The sequence below is a fragment of the Neobacillus sp. OS1-2 genome, from assembly GCF_030915505.1.
Lineage (GTDB): Bacteria > Bacillota > Bacilli > Bacillales > Cytobacillaceae > Neobacillus.
In genome coordinates this window covers 180281-200408 of the sequence record NZ_CP133265.1, presented here as the reverse complement: position 1 = coordinate 200408, position 20128 = coordinate 180281, and the positions used below count along the sequence as shown (strand labels likewise).

21 protein-coding genes are annotated in these 20128 nt (G+C 38.7%); 15 read left to right on the top strand and 6 right to left on the bottom strand.

The window, feature by feature from the left end; translation table 11 throughout:
• Positions 1-362: 362 nt before the first annotated feature.
• The 6 genes from RCG19_RS01070 (at position 363) to RCG19_RS01045 (ending at position 9169) form a co-directional block, all read left to right on the top strand.
• A complete protein-coding gene (locus tag RCG19_RS01070; protein ID WP_308109358.1) occupies positions 363-1451 on the top strand; it encodes a type III polyketide synthase in 1089 nt (362 codons plus the stop codon).
• Positions 1452-2021, top strand: coding sequence for an isoprenylcysteine carboxyl methyltransferase family protein (locus RCG19_RS01065; RefSeq protein WP_308109357.1), 570 nt, complete (start codon positions 1452-1454; stop codon positions 2019-2021).
• A gap of 332 nt (positions 2022-2353) precedes the next feature.
• Complete coding sequence (locus RCG19_RS01060; protein ID WP_308109356.1) at positions 2354-6028, top strand: dynamin family protein; 3675 nt, start codon at positions 2354-2356, stop codon at positions 6026-6028.
• A gap of 13 nt (positions 6029-6041) precedes the next feature.
• Entirely contained in the window at positions 6042-6863 is an 822-nt protein-coding gene (locus RCG19_RS01055; protein WP_308109355.1) for a sulfurtransferase, read from the top strand.
• Positions 6864-6928: 65 nt separating this feature from the next.
• Positions 6929-7822 carry a 5'-3' exonuclease gene (locus tag RCG19_RS01050; RefSeq protein WP_308109354.1) on the top strand — a complete coding sequence of 298 codons (894 nt, stop codon included), beginning with the start codon at positions 6929-6931 and terminating at the stop codon, positions 7820-7822.
• Positions 7823-7945: 123 nt separating this feature from the next.
• The gene (locus RCG19_RS01045) at positions 7946-9169 is read left to right on the top strand and encodes an ATP-grasp domain-containing protein (protein WP_308109353.1); all 1224 of its coding nucleotides are present in this window, start codon (positions 7946-7948) and stop codon (positions 9167-9169) included.
• Between the two features lie 52 nt (positions 9170-9221).
• Here RCG19_RS01045 and sspL read toward each other — a convergent pair whose 3' ends face one another.
• Entirely contained in the window at positions 9222-9359 is a 138-nt protein-coding gene (sspL, locus tag RCG19_RS01040) for a small, acid-soluble spore protein L (RefSeq protein ID WP_308109351.1), read from the bottom strand.
• Positions 9360-9446: 87 nt separating this feature from the next.
• Between sspL and RCG19_RS01035 the strand changes: the two genes are divergently transcribed.
• Both RCG19_RS01035 and RCG19_RS01030 read left to right on the top strand, forming a co-directional pair.
• Entirely contained in the window at positions 9447-9941 is a 495-nt protein-coding gene (locus RCG19_RS01035) for a divergent PAP2 family protein (protein WP_308109350.1), read from the top strand.
• An 18-nt stretch (positions 9942-9959) separates the two neighbouring features.
• Positions 9960-10253 carry a DUF6123 family protein gene (locus RCG19_RS01030; RefSeq protein ID WP_308109349.1) on the top strand — a complete coding sequence of 98 codons (294 nt, stop codon included), beginning with the start codon at positions 9960-9962 and terminating at the stop codon, positions 10251-10253.
• Between the two features lie 33 nt (positions 10254-10286).
• On the opposite strand, the gene RCG19_RS01025 is transcribed toward RCG19_RS01030, so the two are convergent.
• On the bottom strand, positions 10287-11207 hold the full coding sequence (locus RCG19_RS01025; RefSeq protein ID WP_308109348.1) for a DMT family transporter: 921 nt from the start codon (positions 11205-11207) through the stop codon (positions 10287-10289).
• Entirely contained in the window at positions 11204-11623 is a 420-nt protein-coding gene (locus tag RCG19_RS01020; protein ID WP_308109347.1) for an RNase H family protein, read from the bottom strand. The genes RCG19_RS01025 and RCG19_RS01020 overlap by 4 nt, the downstream gene beginning before the upstream one ends.
• 174 nt (positions 11624-11797) lie before the next feature.
• Here RCG19_RS01020 and RCG19_RS01015 point away from each other — a divergent pair, with 174 nt between their 5' ends.
• The gene (locus RCG19_RS01015) at positions 11798-12454 is read left to right on the top strand and encodes a reverse transcriptase-like protein (protein ID WP_308109346.1); all 657 of its coding nucleotides are present in this window, start codon (positions 11798-11800) and stop codon (positions 12452-12454) included.
• Positions 12455-12475: 21 nt separating this feature from the next.
• Entirely contained in the window at positions 12476-12661 is a 186-nt protein-coding gene (locus tag RCG19_RS01010) for a zinc-finger domain-containing protein (RefSeq protein ID WP_166239787.1), read from the top strand.
• Positions 12662-12715: 54 nt separating this feature from the next.
• Here RCG19_RS01010 and cspD read toward each other — a convergent pair whose 3' ends face one another.
• Positions 12716-12916: a cold-shock protein CspD gene (cspD, locus tag RCG19_RS01005; protein WP_166239788.1), complete on the bottom strand. Its 201-nt coding sequence runs from the start codon at positions 12914-12916 to the stop codon at positions 12716-12718.
• A 283-nt stretch (positions 12917-13199) separates the two neighbouring features.
• On the opposite strand from cspD, the gene RCG19_RS01000 reads away from it, so the two are divergent.
• From RCG19_RS01000 to mntR, 3 genes are all read left to right on the top strand, one after another.
• Positions 13200-13481: a hypothetical protein gene (locus RCG19_RS01000; RefSeq protein ID WP_308109345.1), complete on the top strand. Its 282-nt coding sequence runs from the start codon at positions 13200-13202 to the stop codon at positions 13479-13481.
• 242 nt (positions 13482-13723) lie between these two features.
• On the top strand, positions 13724-15892 hold the full coding sequence (locus RCG19_RS00995) for a DNA topoisomerase III (protein WP_308109343.1): 2169 nt from the start codon (positions 13724-13726) through the stop codon (positions 15890-15892).
• Positions 15893-15986: 94 nt separating this feature from the next.
• A complete protein-coding gene (gene mntR, locus RCG19_RS00990; protein WP_166239795.1) occupies positions 15987-16409 on the top strand; it encodes a transcriptional regulator MntR in 423 nt (140 codons plus the stop codon).
• 32 nt (positions 16410-16441) lie between these two features.
• Here the strand turns inward: mntR and RCG19_RS00985 are convergent, their stop codons facing one another.
• Together RCG19_RS00985 and metA are read right to left on the bottom strand one after the other, a co-directional pair.
• Positions 16442-16654: a DUF3892 domain-containing protein gene (locus tag RCG19_RS00985; protein WP_374049571.1), complete on the bottom strand. Its 213-nt coding sequence runs from the start codon at positions 16652-16654 to the stop codon at positions 16442-16444.
• Positions 16655-16761: 107 nt separating this feature from the next.
• Complete coding sequence (gene metA / locus RCG19_RS00980) at positions 16762-17670, bottom strand: homoserine O-acetyltransferase MetA (protein WP_308109342.1); 909 nt, start codon at positions 17668-17670, stop codon at positions 16762-16764.
• Positions 17671-17827: 157 nt separating this feature from the next.
• Here metA and RCG19_RS00975 point away from each other — a divergent pair, with 157 nt between their 5' ends.
• Together RCG19_RS00975 and RCG19_RS00970 are read left to right on the top strand one after the other, a co-directional pair.
• Positions 17828-19510 (top strand): formate--tetrahydrofolate ligase, encoded by a 1683-nt coding sequence (locus tag RCG19_RS00975; protein WP_374049570.1) that lies wholly within the window; start codon positions 17828-17830, stop codon positions 19508-19510.
• A gap of 16 nt (positions 19511-19526) precedes the next feature.
• On the top strand, positions 19527-20057 hold the full coding sequence (locus RCG19_RS00970) for a hypothetical protein (RefSeq protein WP_308109340.1): 531 nt from the start codon (positions 19527-19529) through the stop codon (positions 20055-20057).
• Positions 20058-20128 lie beyond the last annotated feature (71 nt).

The following is a 20128-nucleotide window of genomic DNA, read 5'->3' as shown; positions in this document are numbered from 1 at the left end:
ATATCCGATAATTTTCATTAGAAGTGAGTGGATTTTTGTGGAAAAATATTATTGTGAACAATGTCGCCTTTTATATAATAAAGTAGAATACTGTAATGTTTGCGGTTCATTGGCAAGTAATAAAATAACGATTGAAGTTCAAACGCAATCAGAAAAAAGATAATCACAATTGGAAATGATTATGTAATGATGAAAAACAAAAACCGCGTTATAATTTAAATGCACAACAACAACCTTCAAAACGTTTGCTTCCCTGTCATGTCATTGGGAAGCTTTTTTTTGCCTGCAGACATGTTTACTATCCAGAATAATTTGCTAGAAGTTGGTAAAAATAGCGGTACATATGTCTAAGGAGAATGATGATGCCTGCCATTATTTCCATTTCAGAGGTTAGCCCCCCTTTTGAAATTACCCAAAACGATGCAACTGAGTTTGCAAGAGAACTCTTTGCAGATTCATTTAAAGATATTGACAGACTGCTAAAAGCCTTTCAAAACGGGCAAATTGAAAAAAGACATTTTGTCAAAGATTTAGAATGGTTTAAAGCTAATCGTTCCATTGAAGAGAAAAACAATGCATATATTGAATGTGCCGTGGAATTGGGAAAAGAAGCAATTAAGGCCTGTTTAAACAACCAAAATTTCCTTATAAAGAACATTCCTTTCGAAGAGATTGATGCGATTTTTTTTATCTCCTCCACTGGTATTTCAACCCCTAGCATTGATGCAAGAATTATGAATCAATTGTCATTTAACCCGCATACCAAACGGGTGCCGATATGGGGCCTTGGCTGTGCCGGCGGGGCTGCGGGATTAACAAGGGCGTTTGAATATTGCTTAGCCTTTCCAAAGGCAAAGGTGATTGTCCTTTCCGTTGAGCTCTGCAGCTTAACGTTTCAAAAGAATGACCTGTCAAAAAGTAATCTGATTGGAACCTCTCTTTTTGCCGATGGAGTTGCCTGTGCATTGGTTTGCGGTGATGAAGCTAAAGCCGTGGGGGGGTTCAGGAAGGCTGCATCGCCAGAAATCATCGCAACACAATCGACACTGATGCCTGATTCCTTGGATGTGATGGGCTGGGAATTAAAAAATACGGGATTATTTGTTGTCTTTTCTCGTGATATCCCGCATATAGTCGAGGGTTGGCTGAAGCCAAATGTAATGGGATTTTTAGCAAAGCACCAAATCGAACTTGATCAAATAGATTATTTTATCGCCCATCCCGGTGGAAAAAAAGTATTGGATGCCTATGTAATGGCATTGAATATTTCTCCATCTATGAATGATATTTCTTTAGAGGTTTTAAAACAATTTGGAAACATGTCTTCAGCAACCATTCTTTTTGTGTTAAAGCGTTATATGGAGATGGCCGTCCCAAAAAACACGATTGGTCTTGCAACCGCACTTGGCCCAGGCTTCAGTTCAGAATTACTATTACTGAGGTGGAACTAAATGAATGATTTCATCCCATTCGTTCTACTAGTATGCTTTGTTATCCTTCAGCGTGTAGTGGAATTATTTATCGCAAAGGGAAATGAAAAATGGATGAAGCAAAAGGGGGCTGTTGAGTTTGGTGAAAGGCACTACAAATATATGGTCACGATGCATGTACTGTTCTTTCTTGTTTTCATAACAGAAAAGCTCTTACTGGAACGACAACTAGCACTAGTTTGGCCGATTTTCCTTTGCCTTTTTTGCTTTGCTCAGTTTATAAGAATCTGGGCACTTGCCTCCCTTGGAAGATATTGGAATACAAAGATACTTGTGATTGCGGGTGCAGAAGTAGTTAGAAAAGGACCATATCGCTTTTTAAAACATCCTAATTATGTTGTGGTCGTGATTGAACTGCTCGTTGTGCCATTACTATTTACTTCATACTATACGGCTATCCTGTTTACATTATTAAATGTCATCATGCTTATGGTCCGTATCCCAGAGGAGGAAAAAGCACTTAGCACATTAACAGAATATGACGGTGCCTTTATGGACTGCCATCGCTTTATTCCAAGGATTGTTAAATAAATGTGACAGTTCCACGAAGAGGATTGAAAATGATTATCAACCGTGCTAAAATAAACTCATCAATGAAAATCATTCTCAGGTGAGAGTCTGATAAGGGGTGTTACATATGGCTTTTGCGTTTGTCGGCGGTACGATTATTATTTATGCATTTGTCATGAAGCACGTTTTAAAAAACGTTACACAATAAAAGAACAATTCTTTACGCGGCCAAGGTTACAGACCTTGGTCTTTTTGTGTTTATCTTGTTTTTTTGTAGTGTCAAGATAGGAAAAGTTTGAATTATCGTATAAAATAAAAATTATTACTATGTTGTTAAGGGGAATTAATCAAAAATGGTGCAAACAGCCAATCAGCAAGAAACTATACAATCTGTAAAACAAAAAATCGCCTCATTATATGAGTATTTAAATGAACACCATGATCCAAAACAAGCAAATAAAGTAAAGCAACTTGCAAATAAGTTGGAAAATCGAGAATTTCTTATTGCGTTCTGCGGGCATTTTTCCGCAGGGAAATCCACCATGATCAATCAAGTTGTCGGTGAAAAATTATTGCCCTCAAGTCCGATACCGACGAGTGCAAACTTAGTGAAAGTGAAATCGGGTGAGGATTATGCGAAAGTATTTTTTAAAAATGATAAGCCAAGGCTTTATTTAGCACCATACGATTTTGAATTAGTGAAAAATTACTGTAAGGACGGAGACACAATCGAAGAAGTGGAGATTAGCCATAGCGATTCACGGCTGCCTTCGAATACCGTGATTATGGATACTCCTGGAATCGATTCTGCCGATGATGCCCATCGAATCGCTACGGAATCAGCAATCCACCTGGCTGATTTAATCTTTTATGTGATGGATTACAATCATGTCCAAGCTGAATTGAATTTTTTATTTACCAAGGAATTGGCAGAGGCAGGAAAAGACGTTTATTTAGTCATTAACCAAATTGATAAACATAAGGATGAGGAATTAAGTTTTATAGACTTCCAAAAGAGTGTGGTGAATTCATTTGCTTCCTGGGGAGTCAAACCCCCTAAGATTTTTTATACAACATTAAAACATAAGGATCACCCTAATAATGAATTTGAGCTGCTAAAGACATTTATTGCAGAGAAGTTGGCGGTAAAGGATCAATTACTGGTGCCATCCATATTGCATTCTCTAAGAAAGATTGCGCAAGACCATGTGGATCTAGCAAATAAGCTAGAAGAAGAAAAGCTCTTCCCCAGTTTTGAAATAGTAGATGAATTAACTGAGCAAGAAAAGCAGGATGTATCGGCTTCTTATCAAAAAATAAGGTCTGCACTTAGCATGATAAAAGAAGGTTCCATGAATAAAGAAAAGGAATTTGATCATTCGATTGCCGAAATCATGAAAAATGCCTATCTTTTGCCGTTTCAAACGCGAGAATTAGCTGAAAGCTATTTGGAGGCTTGCCAGCCGGAATTTAAAGTGGGTTTCATGTTTACAAAGCAAAAGACTGTAGAAGAGAAGAAAAAAAGACTGGACAGTTTTTATCGGGATTTGCTTGAAAAAACCAAATTACAGCTAGAATGGCATATACGTGAATTTCTGCTTAAAACCTTAAAGGAAACGGAACTTAATCATGGTGAGCTTCAAAACTTAGCACAATCCTACTCAATCCCTGTCCCAATCGAGATTGTAACAAACACGGTGAAACCGGGAGCCCGTGTAACGGGAGATTATGTCCTCCATTATACTGAGGATGTTGCCAATGAGATTAAAAGAATCGGCAGAAATCAACTTGTAGAAATAAAAGCGAGCTTCTTTGAAGCATTAAAAAGTCAAACGGCCAGGTTAAAAGAACAATATGAAATAGAATTTAGTAAAGTTGAGAGATATGTAAAGGCATTAGAAGCGCTTAAAAAGTATGAACAAACTATTTTCTTACGGGAAAAAACAATCGATGATCTTTTTATCCAATCAAACGCCCCTTTGGAAGCTGACGTCAATAACCTTTTTATACAAGAAGAGGACGAATATGAAGTGGTCAATTCTATTGGAGAAATAACCTCTATAAAACAAGATAGGAAAAAGGCTGCAAAAATCACTGTTGTTCCAAATGCACTTGAAACGGTGTCAGGCAGCATCAGTCATGGTGGAGGAAGATTGAAAAATACAACTAATCGACTTCTTCGTGTATCGGAATTAGTAAAACCATTGCCCGGTTTTCAGAAGCTGGCAAAGGAATTAATGGATAAAGCTGACAGGCTAGAAAATAAAGGCTTTACTGTTGCTTTATTTGGTGCCTTTAGTGCCGGGAAATCTTCTTTTGCTAATGCATTAATGGGCGAAAAAGTTTTACCCGTTTCGCCAAATCCGACAACAGCTGCCATCAATAAGATTAAGCCTGTTTCAGCAAAACATCCGCATGGAACCGTACTTGTGAAGTTCAAAGACAAGGATATAATGCTTGATGATGTAAATCGAGCCTTAAAGGTTTTTGATTTACATGCCAAGGATTTTGCGGCAGCAGCTAAAATGATTGATCAAATTTTGCTTGAAAAAGGGCAGGAAGGGGTGCTGGAAAAGACTCAGTTTGCCTTTTTACAGGCATTTAAAAGAGGAAATACCGCCTTTGTACCAGCACTTGGAACCTTACTGAAAACAGATTTAGAAGATTTTCATGAATTTGTAGCAAAGGAAGAAAAATCCTGCTATGTTGAATGGATTGAATTGTATTATGATTGTGAGTTAACAAAAAGAGGAATTACGCTTGTCGATACTCCTGGAGCGGATTCCATTAACGCCCGCCATACTGGAGTGGCTTTTGATTACATTAAAAACTCAGATGCGATTCTATTTGTTACCTATTACAACCATGCCTTTTCAAAAGCAGACCGTGAATTTTTAATACAGTTAGGACGTGTGAAGGAATCATTCCAAATGGATAAAATGTTTTTCATCATTAATGCCATTGATCTTGCTGAAAACGAGGAAGAACAGGAAACGGTTTCTGAATATGTTGCAGAGCAGTTAATGAAATATGGAATTAGGAATCCACATCTTTACCCTGTATCAAGTTTGCTGGCGATTCATGAAAAGTTGGATCTTACACCTGCCGCAGATTCTGGAATGAGTCAGTTTGAGGATAGGTTTTATCACTTTATTTCGAATGATTTAACAGAAATGAGCATTTCAGCAGCTGAAAGAGAATTGAGCCGAGTAAATGAATTGGTAGGCAAACTTATTCAAAGCGCAAAAGATGACCAATCAATGAAGGAACAAAGACGTACTGAGATGGAAAAGCAAAAGGCACAGATCAAGGTAGTAATGGAGAAACAAGCAGATGAGCCGTTGCAAAAACGTTTGCAAATGGAAGCAGAAGAATTAGTTTTCTATATTAAACAAAGGGTTTTCCTGCGTTTTGGTGATTTCTTCAAAGAGTCCTTTAATCCTTCAACGCTTCGAGAAGATGGCCGGAATCTGAAAAAAGCGCTGCAAACTGCACTAGACGAATTTCTTGAAAGCCTAGGCTATGATTTTGCCCAAGAAATGCGGGCTACTACTGTCAGATTAGACCGTTTCATGGGTAGGCTATTAATGGATTACCAAACAGGACTCCATCGAAACCTCTTGGAAATTAACCAAGATCTTTCCTTTTCGACATTTGAAAAAAGCGAGAGTAAGGAAATTCATTTTTCAAGTGCGTTTATCGATATTGATCAACAGATATTCACCAAAGCCATGTCCTATTTTAAAAATCCGCGTTCCTTTTTTGAAAAAAACGAAAAGAAATTTATGAGTGATGAATTATATCAAATTTTATCGGACCTTGCAGACGGCTATTTGACGGAAGAATCCGGCAGATTAACGATGCATTATGCAACAGAGCTACATGATGAATTCGTCCGTTTAATAAAGGAAACAATCGAGCAGGCAGATGATTTTTATGTAAGTCTTCTTACGGCTTTGGAAGGCGGGGTCTCCATCGAACTTTTAACTGAAATTCAACAAAGGCTTACTGAGGAATTTGGGAATTGAGGGGAGTATGGTCATGAAATACGTAAAAAGTAGGGAATGGTTATTAAAAAATGTAAACGAACAAAATGTTAGAATTGTCGACTGCCGATTTTCTTTGGCAGAACCTGCAAAAGGTAGAGAGGACTATGGAAGGGGTCATGTTCCCGGTGCCGTTTTCTTTGATTTAGAACAAGACCTGTCAGCTCCAGTTGGGGAACATGGCGGACGGCATCCAATCCCAAATGTAAATGGATTAACGGTGAAACTAGAGAAGGCAGGTATTAGCAATGACACAACTGTTATTGCCTATGATAATGGAGAAGGATCATTCGCTGCCCGGTTTTGGTGGCTCCTTCACTATCTCGGCCATGAACAGGTATTTGTACTTGATGGCGGTTTTAAAGGATGGTTAGAAAACAAACATCCCGTATCAGTAAATATTCCTGCCTTTGAAAAAGGGACCCTCCATGTCGAACTTAGATCGGACTTACTAGCGAACATCGAAGAAGTTAAAGCAGCGGTTGAAAAACAAAACAAAATCCTAATCGATTCTCGCGAAGAAAGGCGATATCTAGGTTTGGAAGAGCCGATTGATAAAAAAGCAGGTCATATTCCTGGCGCGGTCAATAAGCCGTGGATGAAGGGAATTAAGGACAACCAATATTTACCTGTCGGTGAACAAAAGCTGAGGTTTTCTGATATTAATCCTGAAAGTGAGCTCATTGTTTATTGCGGCTCAGGTGTAACAGCGGCACCGAATTTTCTCGCTTTAAAAGAGGCAGGGTTCAAAAAAGTAAAGTTATATGTTGGCAGCTTTAGCGATTGGATCTCCTACGATGAGAATAAAATTGAATAATTCTCAGACTCATCTTGTGATATAATGGAACCCGTGTTGTTTTTAATATAGGGGGGACTAAGTAGATGGAAAATCAAAAGCCTTCACTTATGCTTGTTGATGGAATGGCTCTGTTATTCCGTGCCTTTTATGCCACGGCCGTGTCAGGTCAATTTATGATAAATTCTAAAGGAATTCCGACGAATGGAATCCATGGCTTTATAAAACATTTATTTACAGCGGTATCTTCGTTTAAACCGTCACACCTGGCTGTTTGTTGGGATATGGGCAGTAAAACCTTTCGCACAGAGTTATTTGCTGACTATAAAGGAAATCGCGGGGAGGCTCCGGTCGAATTAATTCCGCAATTTGATCTCGTAAAAGAAGTTGTCGCTTCATTTGATATTCCTAATATTGGATTAGCAGGCTATGAGGCGGATGATTGCATCGGCACCATTGCCAGTCAAATGAAGGATCATGCACATGTATCAATATTAACGGGTGACCAAGATATCCTTCAACTGCTCGATGAAAGGATCTCTGTTATTCTATTGAAAAAGGGGTATGGGAATTATCTTGTTCATACACCGCAAACCTTCTTCGAGGAGAAAGGCATCACACCTCGGCAGATGATTGATTTAAAAGCACTAATGGGTGATACAAGTGATAATTATCCTGGAGTTAGAGGAATAGGTGAAAAGACTGCATTGAAACTTTTACAGGAATTTGACCATGTTGAAGGAATCATTTCGAATTTGGATCGTTTATCAAAGTCCAATAAAACGAAAATTGAGCAGGATTTAGATATGCTACACCTTTCAAGGATGCTTGCTGAAATAAAGTGTGATGTTCCCGTCAGTTGTGCTTTAGAAGAGGCATGGCTGAGAATTGAAAAAGATAAAGCGGTAAATAAACTGATGGAAATTGAGCTTCGCGGTATCCAGCGGCTGCTACCGTTTGATGAACTCATTATTTCATAATGGTAAAGGTTGTCTCGAGAAGGAGGCAGCCTTTTTTAAATAGGCAAAATTACGAGAACTATTATTTTACACATTAATAGGATATTAGAAAAAGATCACTAATTATAGGGATGTATGATCGACATGGAAACCATCGTCTTTATCGGATGTAATATATCCGGGTCGAGCAGAGAAGCGTTAATTACTTCCACTCAAATGGGCTATTGCACGATTCTATTAACGAACAGAATTGGCTTTATCACGCAAAAAGAGGATTTTCCGGAAGTTCACCAGATGATTTACGAAGAGGATTTAGGGAATGAAGAAAAAATCCTATTGATCATTGCTGCCTTACAAAAAGATAAAAAGCAAATATCCACCATATTAAGTTTTATCGATCCATTTGTGTCATTGGCAGCGAGAATTGCAAGCAAGGTAGGACTTGTTACCTTAACGGCACCAGCTTTAGCCATTATGGAAGACAAAACGCGCATTCGTGAACAGTTAAAATTGCTCCCCATAACCCCAAGATATTTAATTCTTACACATGATCAACCGATCTCTTCGTTTGTTGCCCTGTATCAAGATGAATTGCCGTTGGTCATAAAATCTCCAGCTTCAAACGGTTCAAAGGATGTAATTCTTGCTTCCACAATTTCAGAATTAAAAGAAAGTCTTCACTTTATTAGGAGAAAATTCCCGAAGACCCCCATATTAGTGGAAGAATATTTGGAAGGAACGCAATATTTGATTGAGGTAATGGTTTACAATGGAGAACTAACCATGGTGGCCGTCATAGAGCAAGAAATTCAGCAAGGTGACCGATTTATTATCACGGGGTATTTATACCCTGTTGAGCTTTCGAAGCTTGACTATGATGAACTAGAAGCTGCTGTTACAAGTGTTGTCCAGCAACTTGGATTAATAAATGGCACATGTCATTTAGAAATGCGGCATGTGAATGGGGAATGGAAGTTGATAGAAATTAACCCGCGAATGTCAGGCGGGGCAATGAACCGAATTATTCAAGAAGGTACAGGCATAAATTTAGTAAAAGAAGTAATAAAACTCTCCCTCGGTGAAGAACCTTCATTAGAAAAAACAAGAGCAAGGCATGTGTATGCCAAATTTGTTACGATAAATTTTAGTGGGAAATTAATAAAGGTATCAGGTCAAAATATCGCATCTGGATATGAAGGGGTAGTGGAGGTATTCGTAAAGCCAAGAAAAGGAGCAATCTTAACAAAACCCTATTCACTTGGCGACCGCTATGCATATGTCATAGCTTCCTCCATTACGCCAGAACAAGCAAAACAGATTGCTACTGCTGCCGCGATGGAAATAAAGTTTTACTTAGAACCCTTATAACTTCATTTTGCTGGCTGTCTCAGACAAGGGGACAGCCAGGACTACATAAGTATTATTTCGTATTCTTTTTTTTTGCTGCATTTTCCAATTTACTTTTTGGTTCCTCCGCAAACTCCGCATCTTGTCCATAGCCTTGCGGATTAACTCCAGGTGCCTTCACACCACGGTTTCTGCCAGCGCCTTTGCTCATCCAAATCACCTCCCATTATAGGTAGTATTTCCATTAGGAATAATCCAACTCCTGTTCTCTAACAATAATGGCAGAGGTGATGAAAAAATGAACAAAGGTGTTTATTTAGCCCTTTTTAGTATTGGACTTGCCCAAGGAGTGAAAATTCCCCTTCATTATATTAAAAAGAAAGAGTGGCGACCAGAACTATTTTTGGGAACGGGAGGAATGCCTAGTTCGCATTCCGCCGGGGTCTCCACGTTAACCACCTACATTGCCCTGCAAAGAGGGCTGCCAACATTTGACTTTGCCCTTTCACTTGTCTACGGCTTAATTGTCATGTACGATGCCCAAGGTGTCCGTAGGCAAACAGGTGAGCTTACTCTAAAAGTAAACTCAATGAACGAATTAATTGAAAAAATCCATAAAGAAGAAAGTGTCGAATTTAAACAGCAAAATGCTCCGAAAAAGCTGAAAGAAATGTTAGGCCACCAGCCTGATGAGGTAATTGGCGGTGCATTACTGGGAATTGCTGTCGGGGTGATTGGTCATTTATGTACAAAAAAGAATAGAAAAGCCACGAATTTTAGGTTAAGATTTTAAAGGGATGTTTTTAGTGAAATGGGAGAGAGGAATGGGTTATCAGTGCGGACAGTTGAAGAGTATTTGCACTATTTGAATGGAAAGGGATTTCAATTTCAAGAAGATGCTATTGGCTTTATTTTCTTTGGGAAACATTATACAAACGCTCCCGATGAAATGATAAATATTGCAATTGAGTTAACGTTAAAGGCACAAAAGAGTTTTGATGGCAGTTTCTATATGTCATTGTTGGAAACATTCATTTCAAACGAGATTTATACGCGGCAAGCAGCAATTAATTTTGTAACGGAACAAGAATTACTTGTCATATAAATTAAAAACTCCCATGAGCAGGGAGTTTTTTAATTAGCCTTCGAGTTCCTTATTTTTTCTAAATAAAGGTATTCTATTAACCGGGAGTTCAGCTAAGATCATTCCCATAAAAATAAGGCTGCAACCGAATAGGGCGCCAATAGCTAATCGTTCCTGAGCCCATAAATAGCCAGCAATTGCCGCAAATACTGGTTCCATTGCAAAAATTAATGCCACCCTTGTTGCTGATGTATACTTTTGGAAATTCGTTTGAATAAAGAAGGCAAGTGCAGTTGCAAACACACTTGTTATGATTAAGGCAATGATAACATTTTGTGATAAAAGGACAGCTGGCGTAAGTGATTTTTTCCATTCCTCAAAAATAAAAGAAGAGCCCATCGAAAGGATTGCAACGGTTGTGATTTGAATAGCTGTCAATAATAACGTCGGGTACTGACTGCTAAATTTGCCTGTTAAAATTATGTGCATTGCAAAGCTAATTGCACAAATAAATACAAACCCATCACCTATATTTAATGATGATACGTCCGTCATAGTTAGTAAAAATAAGCCGATCGTGGCCGTTATAACGCCAATAATCGCATTCTTACTTGGATACTGCTTGAGTAAAAACATCGAGAATAAGGGTACTAAAACGACACTTAGACCAGTGATAAATCCTGCCTTTGACGTAGTGGTATATAAAAGGCCGATGGTTTGTGTGACATATCCAAGAAAAAGCCAAAATCCAATAAAAACCCCTGAACCAATCAATTTCAGATTCAATTGTTTAAACTGCTTTTTCTCGAAAATGAGCAGACAAAGGATGAGTAAAATCGCTGCAATGAAAAAGCGGATTCCGTTAAAGGCAAAAGGCGGCAGAAAATCAATTGCATTTTGGACAAGCACAAAAGTTGTACCCCAGATAAAAGTGACAAGAAGCAGACTTAGATCTGCAAAAATGGGTTTTTTCATAACAGTTTATTGGACTCCTTGCTTGAGTTTTTTTGTATCGCCAATCGTGCCAGTTCATCGGCCACTTTGTTTTCACTACTTGGGATCCATTTCATAAAAAATAAATCGATCTCTTTCGTTAAATCTAGGGCTTCTTTAAGCAGGGGGGCATACAATTTGTTTTTAACAAACGCTTTTTCAACGGACATATTGACTAATTGGGAATCCGTTCGAAAAGAGACAACCGAATGGATTAAGCCTTTTGTTAAGCAAATTTTCAAAGCCTCAATAAAAGCGTGAAATTCTGCCTCATGGTTTGTCATATTGCCAAGCGGGATTGAATATTTTTCTGACTTGCCGTTAGCCTTAATAAAAACCCCAGCACCGCTCTGACCAGGGTTACCAGCACTTGCCCCATCAATAAAGACTTCAATCAATGGTGATTCCTCCAATGAGTATAATAATGAAAGTTTAACATATTTTATCACATGAATGCGGGGAAATAGTTTCAGGTACCTTAATTGGGTATGATAATTCATATATATTCTATTGGCTAAATGAATAAGCTAGTTGGTAAAAGCTTGAAAATTATTCTCGAGAGGCTGAAAGCAATGAAATATAGGCTTGAGTGGAACTATAAAGTAAAGAGTAATGAAAAAATACAATGTTCATCTGAATGGATTTCAGGAGAATTAGCCTTACAAATGGGTGAAGAGCTCGAGGGAACCGGCAAAGTCAATGATTTATATTTTTATGATGAAAATGGGACATCTTGGATTATAAAAGAAATGAAAAAACTATTGGCAGAGATTGAAGAGGATCCTCATGAGATTACCGTTTTTTTTGACGGCGGATTTAATAAGGAAACAAACCAGGCAGGGCTTGGAGCTGTAATCTTTTTTAAACAAGGAAAAAAGAAATACCGTATCCGTGCCAACGAACGGGTTTATGAAATGGAAACCAACAATGAAGCGGAGTATGCCGCATTTTATTATGCATTAAATATTTTAGAGGATTTGGGTGTTCATCACCTTTCTTGTGAATTTAAAGGGGATTCTCAAGGGATATTAAAGCAGCTCGAGGGAGAATGGCCATGTTATGAGGAAGCACTTAATCGCTGGTTAGATCGGATTGAGGAGAAAATGAAGCTGTTAGGATTGCTGCCAAAATTTACGGTAATTCCTAGAAAGGATAACAAGGAAGCAGATAAATTGGCCACCCAAGCTTTAGAAGGGAAAGAAATCTTCGCCAAAACGTTAATTCTATGAAAAGAGGGTGCCGATTAATAAATGAAGCATTCAGTTAGAAAACAACTATTTAGCCAAGTAGAGAGCATGATTAATCAATACTGTGATGGCTGTTTTTTGCATCAGCAGCTTAAGAAAGATGGCGGACGAAGAGTAGCGCATCGTTTTTGTATTACTCAATGCACAGTAGGAGAAAAGCTTCAAGAATACGGGAATAAACTAAAATGAATAAAAAGGCTGACGAGATTCGCCAGCCTTTGATTGATTCATTATCATTTAGGATTATAGTTTTACTACGTTAGCTGCTTGTGGTCCACGGTTTCCTTCAACGACTTCGAAAGAAACTTCTTGACCTTCTTCTAATGATTTGAAGCCTTCACCTTGGATCGCGCTGAAATGTACGAATACATCGTCGCCGCCTTCAACTTCGATAAATCCAAAGCCTTTTTCGTTGTTAAACCATTTTACTTTACCGTTTTGCATTTACTTCTTCCTCCTAAGCCTTTCAAGACACCACCGGGTGGTGCCAAAGATAAATATTACCATGCAGCTAATCAGCCATTATTGTTAATTGGTTGCATGATGCTTTAAATATACAATAATGAAAATGGACAGTCAAGAAGAGGTAAGTGGTTTTTTGCCGAAAATATGCAGGTTTTAATAAATTTTCGAAAGAGTCAGAATTTAGCCCTTCGTTTAACATATTAATACCTCTTCCTCATATCTTTAATTAATATAGTTACCATAATAAGAGGTGAGGAACCGCATGTTCCGATTTTCAATTGAAGGGGAGGATTGGATTTTAAGATTCTCTCCACAAGTTTTCATCGAAGCAGACGAAAAACAGGCAATTATGATGTCTTTGCTCCATATCGGTAATGATTTAGCCCATTTTTCTCATGGAGATGCCTTTATTATGTTTACCAAGAAAATTGGAGCTATTGTCTTCGATGTAGAAAGAATCCCATCATTAATCGTAACTGTCTCTAATATCGTTCCTAAGGAGAATTGGTATGCCCAGCAATCAACAACCAATGGATCAAATTAATTAAATTTTGATAATTGGTGATAGGGGAATCACAAATAAGGGGGAGGCTGCCTGAATGAACATGGCACTCCTTTTTTTATTTGGGCCGTTGTCATGACCGCCAATAGAAATGTCATAATCCTGCCATTTATTTCAATGAAATCATAACTGATTTATCAGGATACTGGCTATTTTTATATCTTTACGAAATTCGTTGAAAGTGGGAAAATGAATCCGGGATGCACGAAAAAGGAGCAAATAAGATGAAATTAATTATTGCTGAAAAACCCGATCAAGGTTCAACGTTAGCTTCTATTTTTAAACATAAAAAACAAAATGGCTTTATTGAGATTTTTCCTAATGACATGTTTACGAAAGGTGCTTATGTTACATGGGCCATCGGCCATCTTTGCCAGCTTGTCGCTCCGGAAAAGTATGAACCAGGCTGGAAAAAATGGTCTTTAGACAATCTGCCGATTATTCCGGAGCACTTCAAATACGAAGTAACCAAAGACAAAGCAAAACAGTTTGCTATTATTAAAAAATTGGTTTCTAACCCTGAGGTTACGGAAATTATCCATGCAGGGGATGCCGGACGTGAAGGCGAATTAATCATACGCAATATTCTAAGATTAACCAAGTGTAAAAAACCAATGAAACGGCTTTGGACCTCCTCTTTAACACCTAATGCGATTCGTGAAGGATTTAGTAAATTGCTAGATGAAAAGGAGACGAAAAGTTTGTACTTTGAGGCCTATACGCGTGCCTGCGCGGACTGGGTGGTGGGTATGAACGGTTCAAGGCTTTATAGTTTGCTGCTGCAAAAAAAAGGCTTTTCCGATGTGTTTTCAGTTGGCCGGGTACAGACCCCGACATTAGCGCTTATTGTAAAAAGAGAACTGGAAATTGAGAATTTTAAGTCCGAGCCATTTTGGGAAGTGATGGCTCAATTTGCAATCAATGGCAAGAAATATAGCGGGAAGTGGCAGAATGATGGCGAGACCAGGGTTAAGACGAAGGAAATGGCAGAAAAAGTGGCCGCCTTTTGTCACGATAAGCCGGCAGAAGTGGCAGAAGTGCTTTCCGAAAGAAAGGAATTTTTACCACCTTTACTTTATAATTTATCCGCACTACAAGCCGAGGCAAATAGACGTTATAAATTCCCACCGAAAAAAACGCTGGATGTCCTGCAAAAACTCTATCAAAAAGGGAATGTATCCTATCCCCGCTCCGATTCGCGGCATGTAACGAAAGAAGAGGCCAATACCTTCCCTGATATTCTAAATAAACTCAGTCATATAAACGACTATTCAAGTTTTTTTCCATTACCGATACTTTCAATTGCGGATAATAAACGCTACGTGAATGAAAAAAAGGTAACCGATCACTATGCGATTATCCCAACGGAACAAATCCCAAATGTCGCGAGATTAAGTCCTGATGAACGGCAAATCTATGATTTAATCGTGACAAGTTTAATTGCTGCACATTACAATAAGTCCGTTTCAGAATATACAACTGTTACCACTTTAGTTGATGGCAGGGCAGCCTTTATCTCAAAGGGTAAGGTACAACTAGAAGAGGGCTGGAGAAAGGTTCTGAACCAAAAAGAACGTGAGGATGAACCAGAGCTTCCTTCCTTGACAAAGGGAGAGCAAGGGAAAACAGTGAAAGTTGACATAAAAGAAAGTCAGACGCAGCCGCCTAAGCGATATACCGAAGGGCAACTAATCACATTAATGAAAACAGCCGGCAAGCATATAGATGATAAAGAGCTTGAGAAGGTCTTAACAAGGACGGAAGGTCTTGGTACTGAAGCCACACGGGCTGGTATAATCACCATGCTTAAGGACCGCCTATACATTGAAGTGAAAAAGAATATTGTTTATGCAACCGCAAAAGCCAAAATATTAATTGAAGCGATTGGAACGGAAATCCTTGCTTCACCGGAAATGACTGCAAAATGGGAACAAAAATTGAAGGAAATCTCAGAGGGTTCAGCGGTACCTGGTCATTTTATGGACCAAACAAAAAAGATGGTTGTTCATTTAATCTCCTCTAGCGTTGATAAATCTGGCAGCTGGTCATTTTCTGATGAAGTTACCGAAAACTTCATTCCCGGAAAACAATATACTAGAAAAAAAACAATGACAAAGCTGGGCCCATGTAAAAAATGTGATGGGGCCATTGTGGATAAAGGCAGCTTTTATGGCTGTAGTAATTATAAAAATAATCAATGCAATTTTACGATTTCCAAACAAATCCTTGGTAAGAATATTACTCAAAAAAATGTGAAACTACTGCTTACAGAGGGGAAAACGGAGTTGATTGAAGGCTTTACCAATAAGGACAAAACCTTTAATGCTAGGCTTTTCCTTGATGAGAAGGAAAAAAGAGTAAAGTTCTTATTTGAAGAAACAGCAGCAAAATAACTACTAGTTGTTTTTAAATAAGTGATAAAGAGCCTTGTCACTCATTTTTATCTATAGTAAACTTTGAATGGAGTAATTTTTTGGAGGTTTCGGGATGCCAACACCTAGTATGGAAGATTATATTGAACAAATCTATATTTTGATTGAAGAAAAAGGATACGCTCGGGTATCAGATATCGCCGAAGCACTGTCTGTCCATCCCTCCTCAGTAACGAAAATGGTGCAAAAACTGGATAAAGATGAGTATTTGGTCTACGAAAAATATAGAGGACTTGTGCTAACAACGAAAGGGAAGAAGATCGGGAAGCGTCTCGTCTTTCGGCATGATTTGTTAGAGCAATTTTTAAAAATTATTGGCGTTAAACAGGAAAATATTTATAATGATGTCGAGGGAATTGAACATCATTTAAGCTGGGATTCCATCGATCGAATTGGTGACCTTGTTCAGTTTTTTGAAGAAGACGAGAACAGAGTAGCGGTATTGAAAGAAATTCAAAAACAAAATGAACAAGAATGAGCAAAAGAGCACCTAGGGCGACTAGGTGCTCTTTAAAATAAATTCGGATATTGGTCGAAAGATTGGTCAGGTTCCGGCATTAAGGCCATGTTTCCGTCCGTATCAAGGGTGGTCTGTACTCCTTGGATGTGGCCATTTTCCGCTTCGTATAAAGCCTTGCGGTACGAAATAACCCGCCCGCCGGAAGTAACAAAACTAATAATATCTCCGAAATGATTGCGATGGACTGCAGTGATTGTCTCCAATGCCATTCCCCCTTTTTTATTTGTATTATTTCTAAATTGCATAAATAATAAACTAGGAAGATGATCATTGGCATCAAAAAAACATCGGGTGGATCCGATGCTTTTTTTCATACCCAAGTATAAGGGGTTTCTTGGTAGACATAATAATTGAGCCAGTTTGAAAAGAAGAGATGTCCATGGGAACGCCAGCGATTAATGGGGGGCTGGGTTGGGTCGTTGTTAGGAAAATAATTTTCTGGCATATGGATTTCGAGACCCTTTTGTAAGTCTCTTTCATATTCTTGGGCCAGTGAATCAGATTCATATTCCAAATGGCCGGTAATCATCACGTGCTTGCGATCCTGGGAAGCAATCATTAATGCGCCGGCATCTTCCGAGGCTGCCAACAATTTTAAATCGGGGTTTTTCAAAATCGCTTCAATCGATACATCCGTATAGCGAGAATGTGGTGCATAAAAATGGTCGTCAAAACCCCGTAATAAAATATCATTTTGTTCGAAAATCCGGTGGGCGTATATACCGGAACATTTTCGCTTCAACTCGAATTTTCCGATATCATAATAGTAGTAAAGTGCCGCCTGTGCCCCCCAGCAAATATGTAAAGTTGAGATGACATTGTGATCGGCCCAATCCATAATTTCGGTTAATTCGCCCCAATATTTAACTTGATCGAATTCCAATAGTTCCACAGGGGCACCGGTAATAATCATCCCATCAAACTTCTGATTTTTTATTTCCGGAAAGGTTGTATAAAACTGCTCTAAATGCTGTTTACTCGTATGAGTAGATTCATAGGAATTTGTTTTTAAAAAATTGACATTTACCTGTAACGGTGAATTTCCCAATAATCGTAATAGTTGGGTTTCCGCTTTCTCTTTTTCAGGCATTAAATTCAAAATCAGTATATTTAAAGGCCTGATATCCTGGCTGGTTGCCCGTTCATTGTCCATGATGAAAATATTTTCCTGTTCAAGAACCTCTCTCGCAGGTAAAAGTTTTGGAATGTTAATTGGCAAGTGATCCTCCCCCTTTATTAATCTATTATAAACATTATTATAAATTCAGAAAAGATAATAATTTGTACATAATTAATAATCGGAATGAAAGCGCTTTTTTGATACAATGTAAAGGTAGGTGAATTATTAATGCTGAATGTGGGGGATTAATGTGGCTATGAAGACATCAGTGAAATCAGACATTGAAATTGCACAAGCGTCAACAATGAAACCAATCGTAGAAATTGCAGAAAAAGTTGGTTTAACGGAGGACGATCTCGAGCTTTACGGGAAATTCAAAGCGAAAATTTCCACGGAAGCACTTAGTAAAATGAAGACAAAGGAAAGTGGCAAAGTAATTCTTGTTACCTCGATTAATCCTACGCCTGCGGGTGAAGGGAAATCAACGGTTACTGTTGGACTGGCGGATGCCTTAAATCATATCGGCAAAAAAGCAATGATTGCGATGCGTGAACCTTCGTTAGGCCCGACAATGGGGATTAAAGGAGGAGCAACCGGCGGCGGCTATTCACAAGTATTGCCAATGGAGGATATAAACCTTCACTTCACTGGAGACCTTCATGCGATTACGACTGCAAACAATGCCCTTGCTGCCTTAATTGATAATCATCTCCAGCAGGGGAATGAACTGCACATTGACCAGCGCCGTATCGTCTGGAAACGGGCTGTCGATTTAAATGATCGTGCTTTAAGAAAGGTGATAATAGGTCTTGGAGGCCCACTTCAAGGTGTCCCAAGAGAAGACGGCTTTGATATTACGGTCGCATCGGAAATCATGGCTGTATTATGTTTAGCAACTGATTTAAAAGATCTAAAATTGCGACTGGCGCGGATGGTCGTAGCCTATAATGTGAATAAGGAACCTGTTACGGTAGGCGATCTTGGGGTTGAAGGAGCCTTGACATTATTATTAAAAGAGGCAGTTAAACCAAATCTTGTCCAAACAATTGAACATACCCCGGCACTCATTCATGGTGGACCATTTGCTAATATTGCTCATGGCTGCAACAGTGTGATTGCCACTACGGCAGCAGCTAAATTAGCTGACTATGTCATCACCAAAGGAGGCTTTGGGGCGGACTTGGGGGCCGAAAAGTTTTTACATATAAAAGCGAGAAGTGCTGGGATTAAACCTGAGGCAGTCGTTGTTGTTGCAACCATACGAGCCTTGAAAATGCATGGCGGTGTTCCGAAAACAGAGTTAGCCAAAGAAAATATTCCTTCACTTACACTAGGATTTGCTAATCTTCAAAAGCATATTGAAACAGTTAGAAGCTTTGGCCTGCCAGTTGTCGTTGCCATCAATAAATTTATCAGTGATACCGATTTAGAAGTGCAGACATTATTAGAGTGGTGTCACAGAGAGAATGTGGTTGTTGCCTTAACGGAAGTTTGGGAAAAAGGTGGTTTAGGCGGCATTGAGCTTGCAAATAAGCTTTTGGAAGTAATCAAAAAGGAAGAAAATAATTTCCATCCGTTGTATGACTTATCTGATTCACTTGAACAAAAGATTCAAACGATTGTGCAGAAGGTATATGGCGGGAAGAATGTCGAGTTTTCACCAAAGGCTAAAAAACAATTAATTGAGTTTGAAAAGTTTGGCTGGTCTAATTTGGCTATTTGTATGGCGAAATCCCAGTATTCCTTATCGGATGATCCAACAAAGCTCGGCAGACCCACGGATTTCACCGTGACAATAAGGGAATTTAAACCATCGATTGGGGCTGGTTTTATTGTTGCTTTAACAGGCGAAGTCATGACCATGCCGGGACTTCCTAAAAAACCTGCCGCCTTACATATGGATGTGGATGAAAACGGAAATGCTGTAGGACTTTTCTAAAGGAGTAGAGGTACAGATGTTTGATCCAACAGCCTTCGATAATATGAAGGTGGTTATCGAAGGGGCGCTTTATGATAAGGACATAGGCGGCGAAATCGTTATCACAGATCGTAATGATGTTATCAATATGGCTAAAATGTCCCGTCAGTTTGATGTGTCTTTTCAATTACCTAATCGTCCTGTCATGGCAAAATTTGAAATGGAATCAAGACTTGCTAATTTGGCTGCGGAACTTCTGCCATTTGGATTACAAGAGCAACATGCCGGTTGTTTTGTGGGGCTCGAGTTTTCACTGGAACGCGTCCAGGAGATTGATTATCAAACCATAAAAGGGGTTCTCCAGGATACATGGGGGACAGACAGGAAAATTTCTTTTTCAGTCATTCAACATCCATTAGAAATGAAAAAGACAAAATCTATCATTATGAAAGTGGAATTTGACCGATTAATTACAGAAGATCAATTAGACGACTTGGATGAAATGATCAATTTCATGAAGATAAGCTTAGAACAGTTATACCTGCATATTTTTGTGCAAATGGAGTAAAGCCAGCTTTTATTAGCTGGTTTTATTTCTGCATGATTTAATATTTACAATATTTAAAATAAGGGGTACGA